Source organism: Maribellus mangrovi, from assembly GCF_037646455.1.
Classification (GTDB): domain Bacteria; phylum Bacteroidota; class Bacteroidia; order Bacteroidales; family Prolixibacteraceae; genus Draconibacterium; species Draconibacterium mangrovi_A.
The window spans coordinates 23,715-43,428 of the sequence record NZ_JBBIXN010000005.1; the positions used below are offsets into that span (position 1 = coordinate 23,715).

At 39.6% G+C, this 19,714-nt stretch carries 16 protein-coding genes, 1 tRNA gene and 1 other RNA gene; 7 read left to right on the forward strand and 11 right to left on the reverse strand.

Annotated elements, in window-relative coordinates:
• Nucleotides 1–182: 182 nt before the first annotated feature.
• The 8 genes from WFY05_RS17820 to WFY05_RS17855 form a co-directional block, all read right to left on the reverse strand.
• Nucleotides 183–2,360 carry an ATP-dependent helicase gene (locus WFY05_RS17820; RefSeq protein WP_340114273.1) on the reverse strand — a complete coding sequence of 726 codons (2,178 nt, stop codon included), beginning with the start codon at nt 2,358–2,360 and terminating at the stop codon, nt 183–185.
• A gap of 52 nt (nt 2,361–2,412) precedes the next feature.
• Entirely contained in the window at nt 2,413–3,225 is an 813-nt protein-coding gene (locus WFY05_RS17825) for a radical SAM protein (RefSeq protein WP_340114274.1), read from the reverse strand.
• A 174-nt stretch (nt 3,226–3,399) separates the two neighbouring features.
• Entirely contained in the window at nt 3,400–4,137 is a 738-nt protein-coding gene (locus tag WFY05_RS17830) for a hypothetical protein (protein ID WP_340114275.1), read from the reverse strand.
• Between the two features lies 1 nt (nt 4,138).
• A complete protein-coding gene (locus WFY05_RS17835; protein ID WP_340114276.1) occupies nt 4,139–4,396 on the reverse strand; it encodes a hypothetical protein in 258 nt (85 codons plus the stop codon).
• Nucleotides 4,397–4,400: 4 nt separating this feature from the next.
• Entirely contained in the window at nt 4,401–4,640 is a 240-nt protein-coding gene (locus tag WFY05_RS17840) for a helix-turn-helix domain-containing protein (RefSeq protein ID WP_340114277.1), read from the reverse strand.
• A 170-nt stretch (nt 4,641–4,810) separates the two neighbouring features.
• A complete protein-coding gene (locus tag WFY05_RS17845) occupies nt 4,811–5,584 on the reverse strand; it encodes a hypothetical protein (protein WP_340114278.1) in 774 nt (257 codons plus the stop codon).
• 174 nt (nt 5,585–5,758) lie between these two features.
• Nucleotides 5,759–7,009, reverse strand: a complete 1,251-nt coding sequence (locus WFY05_RS17850; protein ID WP_340114279.1) for a site-specific integrase — start codon at nt 7,007–7,009, stop codon at nt 5,759–5,761.
• A gap of 253 nt (nt 7,010–7,262) precedes the next feature.
• Nucleotides 7,263–7,335, reverse strand: a tRNA-Lys gene (locus WFY05_RS17855).
• Nucleotides 7,336–7,655: 320 nt separating this feature from the next.
• On the opposite strand from WFY05_RS17855, the gene WFY05_RS17860 reads away from it, so the two are divergent.
• The 4 genes from WFY05_RS17860 to WFY05_RS17875 all read left to right on the forward strand — a co-directional run bounded on the left by WFY05_RS17860 (nt 7,656) and on the right by WFY05_RS17875 (nt 13,503).
• Nucleotides 7,656–9,464, forward strand: coding sequence for an SLC13 family permease (locus WFY05_RS17860; protein ID WP_340114280.1), 1,809 nt, complete (start codon nt 7,656–7,658; stop codon nt 9,462–9,464).
• A 144-nt stretch (nt 9,465–9,608) separates the two neighbouring features.
• Nucleotides 9,609–10,541: a sulfate adenylyltransferase subunit CysD gene (gene cysD / locus WFY05_RS17865; RefSeq protein ID WP_340114580.1), complete on the forward strand. Its 933-nt coding sequence runs from the start codon at nt 9,609–9,611 to the stop codon at nt 10,539–10,541.
• A 13-nt stretch (nt 10,542–10,554) separates the two neighbouring features.
• Nucleotides 10,555–12,474: a sulfate adenylyltransferase subunit CysN gene (cysN, locus tag WFY05_RS17870; protein WP_340114281.1), complete on the forward strand. Its 1,920-nt coding sequence runs from the start codon at nt 10,555–10,557 to the stop codon at nt 12,472–12,474.
• 9 nt (nt 12,475–12,483) lie between these two features.
• A complete protein-coding gene (locus WFY05_RS17875) occupies nt 12,484–13,503 on the forward strand; it encodes an NAD-dependent epimerase (protein ID WP_340114282.1) in 1,020 nt (339 codons plus the stop codon).
• Nucleotides 13,504–13,541: 38 nt separating this feature from the next.
• On the opposite strand, the gene rnpB is transcribed toward WFY05_RS17875, so the two are convergent.
• The 3 genes from rnpB to WFY05_RS17890 all read right to left on the reverse strand — a co-directional run bounded on the left by rnpB (nt 13,542) and on the right by WFY05_RS17890 (nt 15,512).
• Nucleotides 13,542–13,959, reverse strand: an RNA gene (gene rnpB, locus WFY05_RS17880) — RNase P RNA component class A.
• Between the two features lie 42 nt (nt 13,960–14,001).
• Entirely contained in the window at nt 14,002–14,589 is a 588-nt protein-coding gene (locus tag WFY05_RS17885) for a hypothetical protein (RefSeq protein ID WP_340114283.1), read from the reverse strand.
• Nucleotides 14,586–15,512 carry a hypothetical protein gene (locus WFY05_RS17890; RefSeq protein WP_340114284.1) on the reverse strand — a complete coding sequence of 309 codons (927 nt, stop codon included), beginning with the start codon at nt 15,510–15,512 and terminating at the stop codon, nt 14,586–14,588. Before WFY05_RS17890 ends, WFY05_RS17885 begins: the two co-directional genes overlap by 4 nt.
• 123 nt (nt 15,513–15,635) lie before the next feature.
• Between WFY05_RS17890 and WFY05_RS17895 the strand changes: the two genes are divergently transcribed.
• The 3 genes from WFY05_RS17895 (at nt 15,636) to WFY05_RS17905 (ending at nt 19,711) form a co-directional block, all read left to right on the forward strand.
• Nucleotides 15,636–16,787: a tetratricopeptide repeat protein gene (locus WFY05_RS17895; RefSeq protein ID WP_340114285.1), complete on the forward strand. Its 1,152-nt coding sequence runs from the start codon at nt 15,636–15,638 to the stop codon at nt 16,785–16,787.
• A gap of 69 nt (nt 16,788–16,856) precedes the next feature.
• Nucleotides 16,857–17,351, forward strand: coding sequence for a hypothetical protein (locus WFY05_RS17900; RefSeq protein WP_340114286.1), 495 nt, complete (start codon nt 16,857–16,859; stop codon nt 17,349–17,351).
• An 11-nt stretch (nt 17,352–17,362) separates the two neighbouring features.
• Nucleotides 17,363–19,711: a DUF2339 domain-containing protein gene (locus WFY05_RS17905; RefSeq protein ID WP_340114287.1), complete on the forward strand. Its 2,349-nt coding sequence runs from the start codon at nt 17,363–17,365 to the stop codon at nt 19,709–19,711.
• Nucleotides 19,712–19,714: the final 3 nt, after the last annotated feature.

Sequence of the window (19,714 nt, forward strand, 5' to 3'; positions counted from 1 at the left end):
ATCAAACCTATCTAGGTGATTTAAATTTAAGTAGCAATCAGTAATCTCAGAGTCTGACTTCCGTTTAAAGGGGTGTGCCGATATCGGCATTTTTAATCACAGTGTTAAGTGGTATTATAGTACCTGTTGGATGAAAAATTGCAGATATTGCCTAATTTGCGTTATGTGTGTTCTCTTCCCCCTTATATGTCGTATTTCACTTTATCCACCTCTGCCAAAAATCTTGAAGGATGTGTGAAAACAGCATCCCATGATTGAATGTAAGAAGGCATTGTAATAAACAGGTTTTCTTCAGCCCGTGTAACGGCTACATAAAAAAGTCTTCGTTCCTCCTCCAGTTCATGAATGGTTTCCATTGATCTTACCGACGGAAGCAGTCCATCCAGAAGATGAGGTAGAAATACTGTATGCCATTCCAAGCCTTTTGCCGAGTGTATGGTGGATACCACCAGCGGTTTTTCATCATCATCCACAAGAGGAAGATTTTGATCCTGATAGCGGTTGGATGGTGGTTCAAGCGTAAAATCAGCAAGGAATTTTTGAAGGTCATCGTATTTCTGGGCTATAACCCGGAAAGTTTCCAAATCCTTTATCCTTACCTCGTAATCATCTTCTACTTTCTTTAACAGTGGAATATAGAACGGATACAGAATATCGAACATTTTAACTGGTGACAAGCCATCTTCATTTAATTGTAAATATAGCTCCTCGATTTTTTTAAGTTCTTCGTGATATTTCCGGCCATAAAATCGGTCAAATTTTATTTCCCCGGAGAGAGAGTGTATATGCTTAACTATTTCTGAAGCTCGCACCTTTCCAATTCCCTGAATTAATTGTAGTACCCTGTGCCATGCAACTGCATCCAGCGGATTGAATGTCAGCTTTAAGAATGCAACTATATCCTTTACATGCCGACGCTCACTGAATTTAATACCGCCGACAACAACAAATGGAATTTGTCTTTTCATCAGTTCTGCCTGTACATAATTGCTTTGCCAGCTTGCACGGGTGAGAATTGAAAACTTTGAAAATTCAAGTGCATTGCCACGTATTTCAAGAATTTTATCAACGATATATTCGGCTTCTTCAACACCATCTGCAAATCTTCTGACAGCAGGTTTTATTTCTGAAGGAACCGTGGAATGAAGGTTCTTCTTAAAACCGATTTTTGCATTTTCGATTACATTGTTGGCAAAATCCAGTATTCCCTGTCCGCTCCTGTAATTCTGTTCAATCTTCACCACCTTACAGGTAGGAAATGAAACCGGAAATCGGAGGATATTTTCAAAATTAGCTCCACGGAAGGAATATATGCTTTGGGAGTCGTCACCAACTACAGTGATATTGGACTGCCCTTTGCAGAGTAATTCAACAATTTCTCTCTGGGTATTGTTGGTGTCCTGGTATTCATCCACCAGAATATATTTGATTCTTTCACGCAGTTTATTTCTGAATACTTCGTTATCCCGCAGCTTATCTCTTAAATCAGTCATCAAATCATCGTAGTCCTTCAGATTCGATGCTTTTTTATAGGCTTCATAGGCCCGATCCAGTAATTCAAGCTCCTGCAGAAATGGGGTATACTTATCAAAGTATTTCACTACCGTGTCGGCAATCGATAGTTCATGATTCCGCGCTTTTGAAAGTATATCTTGTACAGTGTCTTTCTTTGGGAACGGTCTGTCATTCTTTTTAGACAGTTTCAATTCATTTTTTAGCAAATCAATGATATCAGCAGCGTCGGCATCATCGATAATAGTAAAGTTGGTTGGAATCTGAAGCAGGTTGCCATACTGCCGGAGTGTCATATTTGAAAAGCTGTGAAAGGTTCCACCTAGGACATTTCCAACAGATTTGTCACCCAATAGTTTTTCCACCCTGGTCAACATCTCATTTGCTGCTTTACGGGTGAAAGTTAACAGGAGGATTTGGGAAGGAGTAACGCCATTCTCAATAAGCCAGCTGACTTTATAAGTTATCACTCTTGTTTTTCCTGAACCGGCCCCTGCTATCACCAACAAGGAATTTTTTGTTTCCAGAACAGCTGTTAACTGTTCACGATTAAGTTCCGCGGCGTAGTCAATTTTGTATTTCTTCTTTGGTTTAAAAACCCGGTTAGGCAACAATCGCTCGGTAATACCTGTTGATATTTTTTTAAGTTCCTGTATTTTCTGTTCTGTTTCTTCATCTACAAAGATTTCCTCGTATTCATCGAATACCAAATCATCAGTGCCGGATGTTTGCAATGCTTTATTGTCAGCATTATTGTCAAAGTGGAGAGACAATCGAGCAATAACATCTTCCATCGAGATATCATCAGAACTTTCGTTTTCTTCCTGTATTTTTTTAATTTCTTTCATTTCAACCAAATTTAATTAATATTTCTCCAACCCACCCGCCCTTTCTTTCAGTTTAAATATCCAATCCCTTAACTGTCGGTTGTTCCAACTTCAAAATTTTCTTACAACTGTCTTTCCACCGAATTTTCGAATTATTACCGAGGTTCTTATATAAACCGAATACCCATGCATCACTCTGGATCTTCTGTAGTTCATCAGCCATTTTTCGGGTTTCAACATCACCATGACCATTTAATTTTAAATTAGCGTTCAGCCGGTTGGCCAGCCCAATCCAAATACTGTCTGTCACATATGGCAATAATTCTTGAGTCAATTCATAGGTATTGCCATCCAACGCTGGTTCACAGGACACGCTTGTTTGATATCCTGCAGAATGAGCGAACTTTAAGGCAGCCAATCGTTCTTCAAAATCAGGAGCCCCGGGTTCCCAGAATTTCAATACATTATTATCCATGGAGCCAATCGTAAAGCGGAATAAGATTTTGTCTTTGTATGCCGGAAAATGTTCGCATATTTTCTGAATCACTTCCAAATGTGGTTTGCTCACCACTAATACATCATTTCCAGTTTTTAATAGCTTATCCAGCATTTTAATTGTAACATCAAAGTGTTCCGGCATATGGTCATGCGTAGAGGACAACATAATCCTTCCATCGACTTTCTTTGCCATCTTATTCAGTTTGTCATAAATAACAATCTCCTCTTTCCAGTTGTCAACAGTTTTTCGTTTAAACCTAACTGCAATACTTTTCGCATAGCAGTACTTGCAATCATGTGAACACCCGTTAATGAAATTAACGTTCTTCGAAGCCCATTCCAGAGTTCCTGAAACCGGCTTACCATTTTTTAAAACATTTGTTGTCATATAATTAATTATTAAATATTACTAATCCATAATCGAATGAGGAAAGGATTCAACGATTGAGATATTTCTATTTCTGCCCCCATTGTTAGCCCCAATTCTTCGTATCTCCTGTTCATTGTTCTATTCCCTCCATACCTCCCTTTTATATATGTTTCGATTTTTTTCCATCATTTTTCACCAGTTTTTTCTGCTTTTCAGGACAATTTTCGAATAAACTGTATCCGCTAATTGCTCGTAATATTTCCCCTCCCGAAAGCAAATTCTTCCTGCAGTCATATCCCCGTATTTCTTGTACTGATTTATATTTCCGGTATCCAGATAACCGAGCTTCCGGTACTTTCTTCTGATTTTAATAAAGCCTTGCTTTCTGGCCAGTTGTTTCCATTCGTAAGCTGTAGATTTTGATACCCCGAGAATCTTTGCCAAGGCATCATTTGCAACCGGATAATAAAGATGTGGTATGCTGGTAACTGTCAAGGAACGCCCTTTTATTCGCTCGGTTACCAGCAACCACTCTTTTTTCTTCTGAACTGCTATCAACTGGCTGATCACCGCTCCAACCAAAAATCCCTTGAAATTTTTTATATCCCTGAAACTGAATTCAGCCCCTGTCCGCTTAGAAAATCCTTCCAGTTCCCGTATTCGCTCAAAACTTCTGATAAAATAATACCCGGACCTCCTGCTTAGCGTTATCCAGCCTTTGTTCAGCAAACTGTTGATGCCAACCCAAACGGTTTTAACGGAACTTATGCCCAAATCAGCCATGATGTTCCGGAGCACCTCAGCTGTTATTTTCAGTTTACCCGAGCAATACATTTTCAGCCAAATAAATACCTGTAGCTCTCGCACTGTTTTATTCATCAGTGCACTCTGGCACATTTCAATTGGTATATTTATTGGTTTCGGCTGCATTTTATTGTTGTAGCTTTTTGAAATCGGATCTTTGTTTTGGTGTGTAAAATATTCTCCCCCCCCGCTTGTAAAATCCCAGACCTTGTTTCCTGTAACTGGCAGCCGTTCTCTTACATATTTGCCATTCGCGCATCAACCTGCCATTATCCCAGTCTTCATCTTCGCTGTTCACAACTTTGATTTCTTTCAGGCGTTCTTCAATTGCTGAAATTCTTTCCGAAAGTTGCTTTATCCGGTATCCCAAATCCACATTCACCATTTAACTACTCCTTCTTTTTTGTACATCCTGCGTTTAACGCTGCAATTATTTCGTCTTCACGGTAAAACCAGCTACTACCAAGTTTATAAGCTGGAATTGCACCTGTGATCCTCATATTCTGGAGCGTGCTGTCCGAAATTCGAAGCATTTCTCTAACCTGTTTCGATCTTAGCCAAACTGACGACTTAGTGTCTTTTTTCTCATTTTGCGGGGAAATAACCCGCTCTGTACTAAATTCACTCATAACAATAATACATTTAATTATAGCCGAATTTAATACACTGACAAATAAGTGATTACACCATCTTTTCAAAGTTGGTGAATGGAAAAAGTTGGAGATTTTTTATGCTAATTTAGGGGGCTTTCAGAGAATTTCTCCAACTTTTTTTGGGAGATAAAATGACCTAATGGATTTTACGACAGAAGATTAATGAATATAATATTTATTATATCTTTCTGTTTTCTATTTAAATAGTTGTGATTACTGTAAAATTTTGGAGAAAGTTTCTTACCATTAGCCGTAAATGAATTTGGCAGATACTTCCATTGTTGATCAGGAAAATCAATCAGAATATCAGACTCTTCAATTTTATTTATAAAATACCAGATATGATTTTCAGCTTTTTCAACAATCCAATTTATTTCTGGGGATGGATATTTCTCTGCAAAAAATTGTTGCCATTGAACAACTGTTGTTTTATTCGCAATTAATTTAGCTGATATAAGGTCGCGATTTAAAGCTGCTATTTTAGATTTAAATTGAAGTTTCAAATTATATCCGGTTTTACCGGTCAAGGCTTCTTCACCTCTAATTATGTTTTCGACTTGTCTTTTCAATCGATCAGTGGGAACCATACTGTACAATTGCATGGCATGTTTTACAATTGAAGTTAAGGCTTCAGGTAATAATTCTGATTCTGGATAATGGGGGTAATCTTTAAGCTTATCGTAGTTTTCAATAAACGTCTTCAACAAATCTTTGTATTTAATTTCATTGGGATCTTTTTGAAATGATTTAGTAATAAGAGCTTGCGAAATCGAAATTTCATCGTCGAATTTATTGCTGATAAAATCTTCAAATAAAAATTCTACCATTGTTGTTTCAACTACATCCTCATCAATACGTTTATCAACTACAATAAATGCAACATCTTTCTTGTTATCAAAATAGCCTTCGTACTCCTCCATCTTTTTATATCGTTGGAAAAGAGAATTTCTATCTATTTTAGGATAATTCAAAAAAAACCTGAAGGGGTGTTTCTGAGTTGATTTAACCTTAATCACTGTTGGCATATTCCAGTAAACTTTACCGAAAAATACGAATTTCAGAGATCACAGGGAATCTTATTGAAATCGAAAAATTTAAATGTTATCAACTTTAAGCTTTTTCTGTTCAGCTGGTTGCGATAATTTATCTGCCAGATTCAGCATATCATTGCTGATTTTCGTATCCACTACCCTTGAATAAATCTGTGTGGTAGAAAGGTTTTTATGCCCAAGCATTTTTTGTACTGTTTCTATTGGTACACCATTGGTCAATGTGACCGTGGTGGCGAAGGTATGTCTGCCCAGATGCATAGTAACGTGTTTATCGATTTCACATAGTTCCGCTATTTCCGACAGGTAAGAATTCAATTTCTGATTACTCTTCACTGGGAGTAGTTTATTATCGGCAACACATTCCGGATCATTGGCATATTTATCAATGATTTGTTGTGCTGGAGGCAAAATTGGAATACTAGCACGAACACCTGTTTTTTCACGTTCATAAATGATCCAGTTCTTCCCATCGATACCTAATGATATACTACTCGGTGTAAGTTTTTTCAAATCAGAATACGATAAACCAGTGTAGCATACAAACACAAAAACATCCCTCACCTGGTCCAACCTTTTTATACGGAAAATTTTGTCCTCAATACTTTTAAGTTCCTGTTGTGTCAGGTATCCACGATTAACTTCGGTGTAAGCGGTTTTATATTGCGCAAAAGGATCTCGACCTATATAACCTAATCCCATTGCAAAATGGATTACCTTCTTCAATCTTTTAAGGTAATTCATGGTGCCATTATCACCGAGTTTGTATTCAGTACGCAGGTAAATTTCAAAGCGCCGAATAAAATTCAAATCAAGTTTTTCCAAATCAATATCGGCAACTGCATAAGATGAATTAATGAAATCTTTTAGTCGTATTAAACATGTCGAGTATCTACTTACAGTTGCTTTAACATACTTTGATCCTTTTTCCAATTCTACCAGTTTATTGTTTTCTTCAAAAACCTGTATTAAAAAGTACTTTTTCTGTTTTATTCCAGAAAGCATGTCTTTTAACAATCTAGCAGTGATGTGCTCGTTTTCATCGACACATTTATTAAAATGAGCTTTGATTTTACTTTCGATGATTTCAATATGATCATTAATTGATCGTACTATTTCAGACCTTCCTTTTACTCGCTGTGCTGCAACATCCCATTTATTTGGTTCAGCTTTTTCATTTATGGAGAGTTCTGCCCGTTCACCATTCACAGTAATGCGGCAGTAAATTGGGGCTCTACTAGATTTATCAACCTTGCCCCTCTTTATAAAAAACAATATGCTCAAATCAAACTGCATAATAATCCTGTAATTACATTACAAAAATACCTCAAAATCATGTGCACCTTTGGTGTAAAAAAGTGCAATTAAGTGCAAACAAATGAGCATATTACAGAGATTCTGGTGTCCCTTTTTCATTTTTCAAAATAGGACACCTATACGGACACCTGAATAAGGAGAATTTTAGTGAATTTCAGGGTAGGCTAAAAACAAAAAAAGCCTGAAATCCATTGATTTCAAGCTTATTCGTAGATTTTGGTAAATCTGTAAGTGACTCAGCTGGGTCTCGAACCCAGGACCCCATCCTTAAAAGGGATGTGCTCTACCAACTGAGCTACTGAGTCATCCTTGTAGTACCTTTGTTTGTCAAAGGCGGGTGCAAAAGTAGTATTTATTTTTTTTCGCACAAACCCTCAAAGCACTTTTTTAAAAAATTTTCGATTTCGGCAAAAAATGGCTCCGTGGATTCAATTCTTTCACACTTTTAGTTCACTATACAACCCGCAAATAACCAGAATGTTCATACTCAAAACCGTATGAATTCTGATTATTTCTTACCGATGAATTTCAAACAAAATATTTGAGGGAAATAATTTTAATAGTAGATTTGGTTCTTCAGAAAACCGGGCTTGCATAATAAGAAATTTAAAATTACTTCAACAATTTGATCGGTACCGAAGGATATATCGTTTTGGCTGTCGTTTTTTTAACCATTGCTGCGCTGGCAAAAGAATTGATGCGCCCGGGCTTGATCTTTTTTTCGGCCTCCATTTTATTACTGGCAATGGGAATAATTTCGGACAAAGAAATGCTTGCCGGATTTTCGAACAAAGGGATGCTCACGGTTGGGATCCTTTTTTTAGTGAGTGAAGGCGTCCGGCAGTCGGGAGTGCTTAACCGACTTGCTCAAGGTTACCTCCCGCGGAAGCGACGAAAAATGATTTCGCTGATACCGCAAATCATGCTGCCGGTTTCCATACTTTCAGCTTTTCTTAACAACACGCCGGTGGTCATTATTTTTGCTCCCATTATCAAAAACTGGTCGGAAAAACTCAACCTTTCCTACAAGAAATTTTTGATTCCTTTATCCTATGCCACCATACTTGGCGGAATGTGTACACTTATCGGAACATCAACCAACCTGGTGGTTCACGGTTTGATGCTGGACAATGGACAGGAAGGATTCAGCATGTTTGAGCTGGCAAAAGTTGGCGGATTTATCGCCATTTTCGGTACGCTTTACATGACCATTTTTGGGAATAAATTGCTGCCCGGGAAAAAGATATTATTCAATAGTAAAAGTTCAGCAGAATATAAAGATTACCACTACGATGTAATCATTCCTGAAAAAAGTAACCTGATTGGCCTTGAAATAAAAAACGGCAGGCTGAAAGAACTGAAAGGAATGTTTATTCAGTGCATTACCCGCGAAGGCAAAGTAATTGAAACCCGAAAGGGAAGCTTTGAAATCCAAAAGGATGATAAGCTCTTACTCTTTGGGAAATCCGACCGACTAAATTATATTTTATCAAACGATAATTTAAAACTCGCCGGGATCGACCTGATTAAGGAAATTCCTAAAAGTCAGTTAAAGCAATACGAAGCGGTAATTGCTCCACGATTTCCAGCCGTCGGTAAAACCATTCACGAATTCAATTTTTACGAGCACTACCAGGCTGTGGTAATTGCCATCCACCGAAACGGTGAGCGCATTTCCAGTAACATGGAAAATCTCCCGTTAAAAGCCGGCGACAACCTTGTATTGCTGACCACCGAAAAATTCATCCAGAACTGGGGAGAATCAAAAATATTTTACCTTACCTCCTACATCCGCGATTATCGTTCAACCGGAACTTTTTGGAAAAAATGGATGGCTTTCATCGTTTTGCTTTTGATGATTGTAGGTACCACAATCGGGAAATTTCTGCATTCACCGTCGGGTATCGAATTCGATATGTTTTATTTCGCATCGATAGCCGCCATGTTGTTGATCTGGATGAAGATCATGCCTCATCAGAAATACACAAAAGCCATTAGTTGGGATGTACTTATCACCATTGCCTGCGCTTTTGCGATCAGCAAGGCCATGCAAAATTCAGGTGCAGCAGAGGCCATTGCCCACACTACCATCAATTTCTCAAAAGGATTTGGGCCGCTGGGAGTTATGGCAGCTCTTTACATTATCACTTCTATTTTTACAGAAATCATTACCAACAATGCAGCAGCCGCACTGGTTTTTCCGATTGCCCTGGCCGCTTCAAACCAAATGGGAGTAGATCCCAAACCTTTCTTTGTTACGATCGCAATTGCGGCATCGGCAAGTTTTTCAACTCCGGTAGGTTATCAGACCAACCTGCTTGTTCAGGCCATAGGAAATTACAAATTCAGGGATTATGTCAAAATCGGGCTTCCTTTAAATATTCTGGCCTTTATTCTATCTATGTTACTTATTCCTTATTTCTGGAGTTTTTAGTCTTCTTTTCAAAGCTTCCCGCATCCCAAAACCCGGCAGAAAAAATAAAATTTTATCTTTGTGCATTCTAAAAGTAATACAGCAAAAATTTGATGCAGCTACAACTCAAAAGACCATGATTACAATGACTTTTCTAACGTTGAACTGCAAGAAAGTAATTCAAAAAATATGAATGAATATTCGTTAACAAACCTTCGCGAACTGGAGGCTGAAGCCATCCATATCATTCGCGAAGTGGCAGCAGAGTTCGAAAATCCGGTCATGTTATATTCCATCGGGAAAGACTCGTCGGTGATGGTTCGCCTGGCCGAAAAAGCTTTTTACCCGGGCAAAGTTCCTTTTCCGCTGATGCATATCGATTCGAAATGGAAATTCAAGGAAATGATCGAGTTTCGCGATAATTACGCCAAAGAAAAAGGCTGGGATCTGATCGTGCACTACAACAAAGAAGGTTTCGAAAGTGGTGTTGGTCCTTTCACTCACGGAAGTAAAGTGCACACTGACATCATGAAAACCCAGGCCTTGCTTGCCGGTTTGAACAAATATAAATTCGATGCAGCCTTTGGAGGTGCACGCCGCGATGAAGAGAAATCGCGCGCCAAGGAACGAATTTTCTCTTTCCGCGATAAATTCCATCAGTGGGATCCGAAAAACCAGCGTCCTGAGTTGTGGAACATTTACAACGCTAAAGTTCAAAAAGGAGAATCCATTCGCGTATTCCCTATCTCGAACTGGACAGAGTTAGATATCTGGCAGTACATACGCCTCGAAAACATCCCGATCGTTCCGCTGTATTACGCCAAGGAACGCCCCGTTGTTGAAATGGACGGGACGCTGATTATGGTAGATGACGAACGCATGCCAAAAGAGCTTCGCGATAAAGCAGAAATGCGTAAAGTTCGTTTCCGTACACTGGGTTGTTATCCGCTCACCGGAGCTATCGAATCGGAAGCCGATACCATCGAAAAAATTGTTGAAGAAATGATGACCGTTACCGTTTCAGAAAGAACGACACGTGTTATCGACTTCGACCAGGAAGCCTCAATGGAACAAAAGAAAAGGGAAGGTTATTTCTAAAAACCGCTTAATAATGACTACGAAGAAATTAAATATACAAGAGTTCCTTGATCAGGATCAAAAGAAAGACTTATTGCGTTTGTTGACTGCCGGTTCAGTTGATGATGGTAAATCAACACTGATCGGACGTTTGATGTTCGACAGTAAAATGTTATACGAAGACCAGTTGGCTGCACTTGAACGCGACAGTAAACGTGTTGGACACGCCGGTGAAGATATCGATTATGCGCTGTTACTCGACGGATTGAAAGCTGAACGTGAACAGGGAATTACAATCGATGTGGCCTACCGTTACTTTTCAACTGCTAAACGTAAATTTATTATCGCCGATACTCCGGGACATGAGCAGTACACGCGTAATATGATCACCGGTGGATCGACTGCCAACCTGGCAATTATTTTGATCGATGCCCGCCATGGTGTGATCACCCAAACCAAACGCCACACTTACCTGGCTAATTTGCTTGGAATAAAACACGTTGTGGTTGCCATCAACAAAATGGATCTGGAGGATTACAACCAGGAACGTTTCGAGGAAATCCGCGACACATACGAATCGTTTGTTACTAAACTGGATGTTCCTGATGTGAACTTCATCCCCCTCTCGGCTTTAAAAGGCGATAACGTGGTGGAAACTTCCGAAAAAATGTCGTGGTATCACGGACCAAGCTTGCTGGAATTCCTCGAAAATGTACATGTAAGCAGCGACCGAAATTTCGATGATCTGCGCTACCCGGTTCAGTATGTATTACGCCCGGATATTAAATTCCGTGGTTTCTCCACTTCGGTGGCTTCAGGAATTATCAAAAAAGGTGACGAGGTGATGGTGCTGCCTTCGATGAAAAAATCGAAAGTACAATCGATCGTTACCTACGACAAGGAACTGGATTACGCATTCCCGCCACAATCGGTAACGGTTACTTTGGAAGACGAAATTGACATCTCACGTGGCGACATGCTTGTTCACCCCGATAATTTGCCGCGAGTTGAACGTCAGTTTGAAGCAATGCTGGTATGGATGGATGAAACCGACATGAACCTGAGCACGCAATTTTACATCAAACAGGCCAGCAACAATACCAAGGCTCGTATCGATGCCATCAAATACAAGGTAGATGTTAATACGCTGGAAAAATCGAACATTGAAAAATTCAAGCTGAACGAAATTGGCCGAGTGGTATTGACCACGACCAAACCTTTGTTTTTCGACCCGTATAAAAAGAACAAACAAACCGGCTCGTTTATTCTCATCGATCCGGTGACCCATAATACGGTAGCAGTTGGAATGATCATTGATAAGCTGAGCAGCAAAGAACTGCCGTCGCGCATTACCGATGTCGACAAGGCTAAAATTGCTAAAGGCGAAGCGCTTATCAAGCCCGAAGAATACGAAAAAGAATACAATCAGAAAGGTGAAACCATCTGGATCACCGGGCTCCACGGATCGGGAAAAAATGAACTGGCCTTCAGCCTCGAAAGAAAATTGTTCGAGAATGGAGCCAAAGCCGTGCTGATCGACGGAAGTTCACTGCGCCTGGGTTTGAACCGTGAATTGGATTACTCGCCGGCCGATCGCGCCGAACACGTTCGCAGGGTGGCACACATCAGCAAAATGCTAAACGACCAGGGAATCATTACCATCTGTTCGTTTATTTCGAGAAATGAATCGCTGCGAAACCAGGTAGCTGAAATTATTGGTGAAGAGCGCTTCCATATGTTCTACATGGATGCAACACTGGATTATTGCAAAAACAATAAACCGGAACTATATGACAAAGCGGATAAAGGTGAAATCGAGAACCTGCCGGGAGTTGACCTGGAGTACCAAGCTCCAACAAACGCCAAAATGGCTTTCAAACCCGAAGATAACGAAAAGAACCTGGTTGAAATTCTGGATTACCTGGCTGTAAACAAAATTTTCCCGGTTCACTAAGTAGATGCTATGAAGATTTTGGTTACAGGAACTGCGGGATTTATCGGTTTTCATCTGGTGAATAAACTGGCAGAGGAAGATATCAAGATTGTTGGAATTGACAATATCAACGATTACTATTCGCCTGAACTCAAGTTCGCACGCCTGGCTGAAGCAGGTATCTCTGAAGAATCAGCAAACTGGAATCAGAAAATTAGCAGTTCGAAATATCCCAACTACTCATTCGTCAGAATGAAACTGGAAGACCGGGAGCAAATCGATACCTTATTTAAGGAAGAGCAATTTGATGTAGTTTGTAACCTGGCCGCCCAGGCAGGTGTGCGTTACAGCATCGAAAACCCGCATGCTTATATCGATAGCAACATTGTTGGTTTTATCAACATTCTGGAAGCCTGCCGCCACAATAACATCCAACATCTGGTGTATGCCAGTTCGTCGAGTGTTTATGGCAACAGCAAGAAAATGCCACTTTCAGTCGACGACCGGGTTGATAATCCGGTAAGTTTGTATGCTGCCACCAAAAAAAGCAACGAGTTGATGGCTTACACCTACAGTCATTTGTATGGAATACCAACCACCGGACTGCGCTTTTTTACGGTTTACGGACCCTGGGGACGACCGGACATGGCGTACTTTTCATTCACAAAAAATATTCTGAATGAAACGCCGATCAAAGTCTTTAACCATGGCGATCTTTACCGCGATTTCACATACATTGATGATATTGTTGATGGAATCGTAAAAATCATAAGCTTGCCACAAGCTTCAGGCGACAAGTTGCAAGCTCCTTATCAAGTTTATAATATCGGGAATTCCACTCCGGTGAAACTGATGGATTTTATTGAAACGATTGAAAAAGCACTGGGCAAGGAAGCCATTAAAGAATACCACGATATGCAACCCGGCGATGTATACAAAACTTTTGCCGATTTAAGCGCACTGGAAAAAGATTTTGGTTACTCACCCGATACGCCACTTGAAAAAGGAATTGGAGAATTTGTGGAGTGGTATAAATACTACTACAAATAAAAAATCGGGGTACGAACTTTAAATCGTACCCCGATTTTTAAAAAGGCAAACCTGTAAGCCGGGTTCTGTATCCTCCGTCAGCTGACGGAGAACCTTTATCATTTATCTTGCCCAGGTATCACTACCTGAGTCCTGCAGCCTACCCCTCCAAAGTCTCTTGTGCGTTGAGAACAAAACGGGCCGTTTTGCTGTACCGCAACAGCGGCAAACACTTTGGATATACATGGCTTTGCAACCCGTGAGACGTACGGCTGGCGATGTTGCCACCACCACCGGTGCGCTTTTACCGCACCTTTTCACCCGTTCCCCGAAATGGACACGCCAAAACAAGGTGGTTATTTTCTGTTACGTTGCTATCCCCTTTCAAAGATCTTCCCGCTAAGAAGCACGGTGCCCTGTGTTGCCCGGACTTTCCTTACTGACTGAAAACGTCAGCACGATAAAGCGGTTTGCCGGTGCAAAATTAGGCAATTAGTTGAAAGTTTTATGCTTATTTGTTTACAGTTTAAAAAATTGTTCCCAAACCAACAGGTTGTAATCTCCGAATTGCTTTGAAGCTTTTTTAAGAACAACACTTAAATGCCCTTCGTATTCACTGAAAGAAGTGGATAATTCATAAGAAATATCCGCGATATAATCGCCTGTACCGGTATTCTCAAAGGGAAGCACATCGACTACTGAATTTTGTATCGCTCCCCATGATTCATCTGCCGGATTAAATAGAAAATGCCTGGCCGTATCTTCCTGAAGATTCAGAAATGAAAAGAAATGCTGTACATCTAACTCCGAAAGAAAGTACTCCGATATCATCTTTCTTGCTTCCTCCCTGAATTCAGCATTAATTGCCGCGTCGGAATAAATATTGATATAGTCGATCAACTCGTTAAACTTTTGTGCGGCTCTTTGCTTCATGGCATCCAGCTCTTCTTCGTCAAGTTCGGCAACGGTAAAATTGGTCTCCAACTCACCAAAGAGCGTTTGTTGCTGTTCGTAAACCGATGGTTGATGCACCTCATTTGAACAGTCTTCCGAAGTGAATAAAATCAGAAGGAATAAAAAGGATAATATTTTAAAAACATACTTCATTCCGAATTGCCATTTTGCCTGAAACGTAAGTGTGTAATCTGCTCATCGTCGTACTTTGTATTCAATATTTCTATGTCTTTTAGCCCGCTGGACGGCAAACTAAGTTTCTGAATAAATTCCCACTTGTTATACATCTCCATGCCAACAGTACCTTCGTATACCTGATAGATTTTTGCTTCATCCGAAAACATTCGACTCAACTCCTGTCTTCTGTTCATCCAGTCCTGGATTTTGTTATTGGAGAAATAGTGGAGCAATAGCGCATAATCATCCACGCGAAGCTTAATGTTTTCGTTGCGGTTAAAGCTGCTAAGAGTTCTCGAAATAGTATCTCTTTTATAATAAGGAGACTCAACTACGAAACTTACTTTTCTTTTATTCGTCTTCAGTGTAAAACAACCATTGGTGTCTCCCAGGTAATTTCGCGGCGACTGTTTTTTCTCCAGTAGCGTTACTTCAATTATCGTATTTTGAACGGGCTGTCGAGTAATACTATCATAAAAGCAAAATCTGTATTCCTGTGAGTAAAAAAATACATACAGTGAATAAATGATGGTTAAGCCAACTACCGTTATCAAGGGAATGGTATAAAATTGTTTCTTCGATTTATTGCTTTTCTGAGTACGTTCTATATTAGAATGAACATGTTTAAAATTGTCCCAATTCTGAAAACCGGTATACTCCGATAGAAAATTTAGAATATCAATTCGAGGTAATTTCGAACTTTCCGATTTCATATGGTTATAGAACCACTTTTCACTTAAATAATGATTGAGTTTGAATTTCAGGTCGCTTTGAAAATCGATAATATTTTGTCCTTTCCAATCCGAAACAGACTCAGGAATTCCTGGGTAAGTTTCCTGCATTTTTGCAACAATCTCACGTTTTAAAAGCGCAAAATATTTTTCTTCAGAATTGGTCACGGGCTATGTTTTAGTCTGTCACGCCTAATGATTTCAAAGATTTTACAATTACTCTACAAGAGATTTACAAGTTTTTTTTCACCCTGACATTGTAACTTGAATCGTAATTCAAAAATAAAAATTATGAAAAATCAAATTCAATTAATTAACGCAAATCATTGCCGGGCTGTTACAATAACCGTCACTAAAATGATAAAAGAGGCATGCAAATCATTTTTCACGCCCGTTTTTGTTATGATAGTTCTACTCGGTCTTTCACCGGTTTTTAGTTCGTGCAAACAGGATGAAAAAGCGGTATTAGCAGCCTATAAATTGCGAATTGACGGCAAAGTCGACGAAGCAAAAAATCAGCTTGAACAGATTTTGAAAGAAGATTCGACCAATGCGCTGGCTCATTACGAACTGGCCCGCACTCTGAATTATATCAACCTGTTTGGCAGCGAAGAAGCTACCAAAGCACTGATTTCGGCTAAAACGCTCGAACCCGAAAATGTCATATATCAATATGCTTACGCCAAAAACTGCTTTTTTGAAACATTTAAAGCCATGCAAATGGGCGATGGTGATATTAAAGAGTTGCTGGGAAAAACCTGTGATGAATTTGACAATGTTCTGAATATGGCACCTGCTTATCCCGAAGCAATGATGTACCTGGTTGAAATTTACGGAATACTCCCGCCTGAAATGGGGGGCAACAAAGCAAAAGCAGAAGAATACACCAAACGACTCGAGAAAGCCGACAATTTTTATGGCGCCAAAGCCCGGCTGGTAATGATGCCTCAAGGAACAGATATGGTTCAATACTGGAAAGATTATATTACACAAAACGGTGAAAATTGCGGGGCATTAAAAGAACTGGGAGTAGCAGCCTTGTTTAATGATGACATTGAAACGGCAAAAGTATATTTTGAAAAAGCCATGGAGCTCGATCCTGTCCAAAACATCCGACTACTTGATCTGTCACGTTATCATCAGATGAAAGTGATGCAAAACAGGGAACTTGTTGAACAGGAACTGCCCAAAGCCAAAGAATACATAGAACAATACTTGCAATCGACGCCTGCTCCCATCGCTCCGCTAAAAGCTTATGCCGTAGGTTCGGAAGCCAGAATTGCAAAGTTTTTGGGAAATAACGACGAAGCCGAGAAATTGATGGAAGAGGCAAAAGCCCTGGATCCTCATTTTTCACAGGCTTTTGGAATCCCTTGGTTATCGATTTTTGAACCGCCTACCCAAGAAGATCACTTTTTTGCCTCCTTCTTTAGTCCGTTTTAAAAGCGAATACTTTGTAACTTATGATAACTAAATAGTGTATAAAGAAATTAAAAACCAGAACTCAGCAAAATGAAAAGTCTCGTAATCCTCTTATTGCTGATAACTTCCGCATTACATGCTCAAAACAATATACCTGAAGAAATGGCAGGTACCTGGGAACTGAAAGTCCCAGGTGAAGGCGAAGTTCCAAGTCAAATATTTCAATGGATCTTTTATTCAAACGATTCAGGAGAAAATATCGCTGAATTCCACTGGTTGTTTAAAAGAATTGAAGACTTAGATTATCTAACAGTATTTGCTGTGAAAGGAAATCTGGTCGTCGACCACAATGTTTTTACCTTATCAACTTTCACAACGGGCTCTCAACAAATTGGTGGTAAACTTGAATTTTATGAAGAAATAAAATGGTTTACTGAAGGAGATCCAAAATTTGACAGATACCCGAAACACGAAAGTCATTTCTTTGAAATTGAAGCGAACAAGTTAAAAGTTCAGGACGATTTTAACGGTGACGGCGATTTCGATGATCAAGAAGAAACAACCATCTATACTAAAGTTAATTAGAAATTACAGCTATGAGCGTCAACAAATCCGAAAAACAAGAACTCCTCGAAAAATTAAATGAACTGCTAAAAAAACAGTCGCTGTTTCAACAGGAAATAAAAGAACTGGAACGACAGATTACTCATTTAGCGGCTGAAGTAACAAAACCGGAAACAACTCAAGTAGTGGAACCTGAGCAAGGAGTATCATCAACAGTTCAAAAAGAGAAATATGTTGTACGGGAAAGACCTGCACCAAAACCGTATGTTCGAAAGGAAATTAAAAAACAACCGGGATTTTGGGAACAAACCGGCATTTCTTCAGAAATCGAGCAGTTCATAGGTACCAATCTTATCAATAAAATCGGAATGATCGTAGTGATCATAGGCGTTGGGATAGGTGCGAAGTATGCCATCGACAACAACCTGATCTCGCCCGTTATGAGAATAGTGTTGGGCTACCTTGTTGGTGTCATACTCGGATTTTTTGCGTATCGCCTTAAAAGAAATTACTACAACTTTAGTGCGGTGCTTGCAAGTGGCGCCATGGCCATTTTCTATTTCATTTCATACGCGGCTTATACTTACTACCAATTATATTCGTACCCGATGGCATTTATATTAATGGTAATATTTACCGCACTAACAGTGGCATTGGCACTCTACTACGACCGACAGGTAATTGCCCATTTTGGATTGGCCGGCTCATACATTGTTCCGTTTATTTTATACGCTCCCGAATCAAGCGCACTGGTTCTTTTCAGTTACATGGCCATCATTAACCTGGGAATTTTATTTATCTCGACAAAAAAACGATGGGTGCCACTGTATTACCTTGCATTTGTGGCCACATGGGTTATTTTTACCTGGTGGTTTGCTTCCACAGATTACAACAACCAGTTGGAGGTTTCACTCCCCTTTGCAAGTTTCTTCTTTATCCTGTTTTACCTCGTCCTTTTGTCTTACCGACTCATTCTTAAAGAAGATTCCCGTATTGATGACATCTTTCTCCTGCTACTAAACGCTGCTGTCTTCTATATTATTGGCTTGCAGGCCATCACCGACTATACGGACAGCGACAAACTTCAAGGCATTTTCACCTTAGGAAATGCTATAGCCCATGGTGCTGCTTTTTATTTTATTTTCCGATCGGAAACAGAGAACAAAATTCTGCAATATTGGACGGGCAGTTTAGCCATAACATTTTTCACCGCTGCCATTGGTTTGCAGTTTAACACCTGTGTGGCTGCAGGATTATGGTCATTGGAAGGTGCTCTACTTTTTTGGATTGGGCGAAAACGACAAATCAGGTTGTTTGACTACCTGGCATTCGCCATACTCTGTATCAGCTTTTTCGCAGCAATTTCCAACTGGCTGTCCCTGTCGTATTCATTTAACAGTTCATCCATCGGTCACATCTATCAACCTATTTTGAATGGATCATTTATTTCATCTCTTATTGTAGTAGTGGCATTCGGATTTGTATCATTTTTTAACCGAAAAGTTGCTTTCTCCAGACTGAAAGAAAAAAACTGGATCGAAATCTTCGACATCTTTTTTAATGTCATTTTCGCATTTACGCTGTTTTTCACATTTTATTCTCAGATCGATTTATTCTGGAATAACATCGAGCTTCATGCATCATATCAACCGGATAGTTCCGGTGCCTGGCTTAAGGTTTATGAGCAACTTAACAGCGATATTTTTGGTTTTAAAGGGATTTGGCTGGTCAACTACAGTTTACTTTTCATCTCGTTATTACTGTATGGTAATTTTCGCTGGATAAAAAACAGCTTATTAAATGGTTTTCTTTTAGCAGCTGTTTGTGTGTTCATCCTCATCTTTTTACTCAGTGCTTTGCCTACACTCAGCGAACTTCGTAAAAGTTATTTAGCTGAAAACCTGCCTGCTAATTATTCTGTCAACATCTTCTACCTTCTTATTCGTTATGTGGCTTACCTGTTTTATGGCTTGCTGTTGTATTCAGTTTATCGTTTTTCGTTGCCATTTCTTGCCAATAAAAATTTCAGCAGAATTCTCGAAATAACAATAAGCATTTCCATCATCTGGATCTTTAGCAGCGAATTGATACACTGGCTTAACCTGACCGGATCGAGTGAAGTTTATAAGCATGGATTGAGTATTTTATGGGGAGTCCTGTCGTTCATACTTATCGGTTTTGGGATCTGGAAAAAGAAAAAGCACCTGCGTATTACAGCCATCATACTGTTTGGGGGAACCATATTAAAACTGTTTCTCTACGACCTTACAAATTTGGCAACAGTACCCAAAACCATTGTATTCATTTCCATTGGCGCTATATTGCTGGTGGTTTCATTTATGTATAACAAATACAAGAACCTGATTTTTGGGAATGATTAAAAC

What these genes read in the sequence shown, in the direction of transcription:
- WFY05_RS17820 (WP_340114273.1), bottom strand. Translation starts at nt 2,360, where the DNA reads ATGAAAGAAATTAAAAAAATACAGGAAGAAAACGAAAGTTCTGATGAT.
- WFY05_RS17825 (WP_340114274.1), bottom strand. Translation starts at nt 3,225, where the DNA reads ATGACAACAAATGTTTTAAAAAATGGTAAGCCGGTTTCAGGAACTCTG.
- WFY05_RS17830 (WP_340114275.1), bottom strand. Translation starts at nt 4,137, where the DNA reads ATGCAGCCGAAACCAATAAATATACCAATTGAAATGTGCCAGAGTGCA.
- WFY05_RS17835 (WP_340114276.1), bottom strand. Translation starts at nt 4,396, where the DNA reads ATGGTGAATGTGGATTTGGGATACCGGATAAAGCAACTTTCGGAAAGA.
- WFY05_RS17840 (WP_340114277.1), bottom strand. Translation starts at nt 4,640, where the DNA reads ATGAGTGAATTTAGTACAGAGCGGGTTATTTCCCCGCAAAATGAGAAA.
- WFY05_RS17845 (WP_340114278.1), bottom strand. Translation starts at nt 5,584, where the DNA reads ATGGAGGAGTACGAAGGCTATTTTGATAACAAGAAAGATGTTGCATTT.
- WFY05_RS17850 (WP_340114279.1), bottom strand. Translation starts at nt 7,009, where the DNA reads ATGCAGTTTGATTTGAGCATATTGTTTTTTATAAAGAGGGGCAAGGTT.
- cysN (WP_340114281.1), top strand. Translation starts at nt 10,555, where the DNA reads ATGACTACGAAGAAATTAAATATACAAGAGTTCCTTGATCAGGATCAA.
- WFY05_RS17875 (WP_340114282.1), top strand. Translation starts at nt 12,484, where the DNA reads ATGAAGATTTTGGTTACAGGAACTGCGGGATTTATCGGTTTTCATCTG.
- WFY05_RS17885 (WP_340114283.1), bottom strand. Translation starts at nt 14,589, where the DNA reads ATGAAGTATGTTTTTAAAATATTATCCTTTTTATTCCTTCTGATTTTA.
- WFY05_RS17895 (WP_340114285.1), top strand. Translation starts at nt 15,636, where the DNA reads ATGAAAAATCAAATTCAATTAATTAACGCAAATCATTGCCGGGCTGTT.
- WFY05_RS17900 (WP_340114286.1), top strand. Translation starts at nt 16,857, where the DNA reads ATGAAAAGTCTCGTAATCCTCTTATTGCTGATAACTTCCGCATTACAT.
- WFY05_RS17905 (WP_340114287.1), top strand. Translation starts at nt 17,363, where the DNA reads ATGAGCGTCAACAAATCCGAAAAACAAGAACTCCTCGAAAAATTAAAT.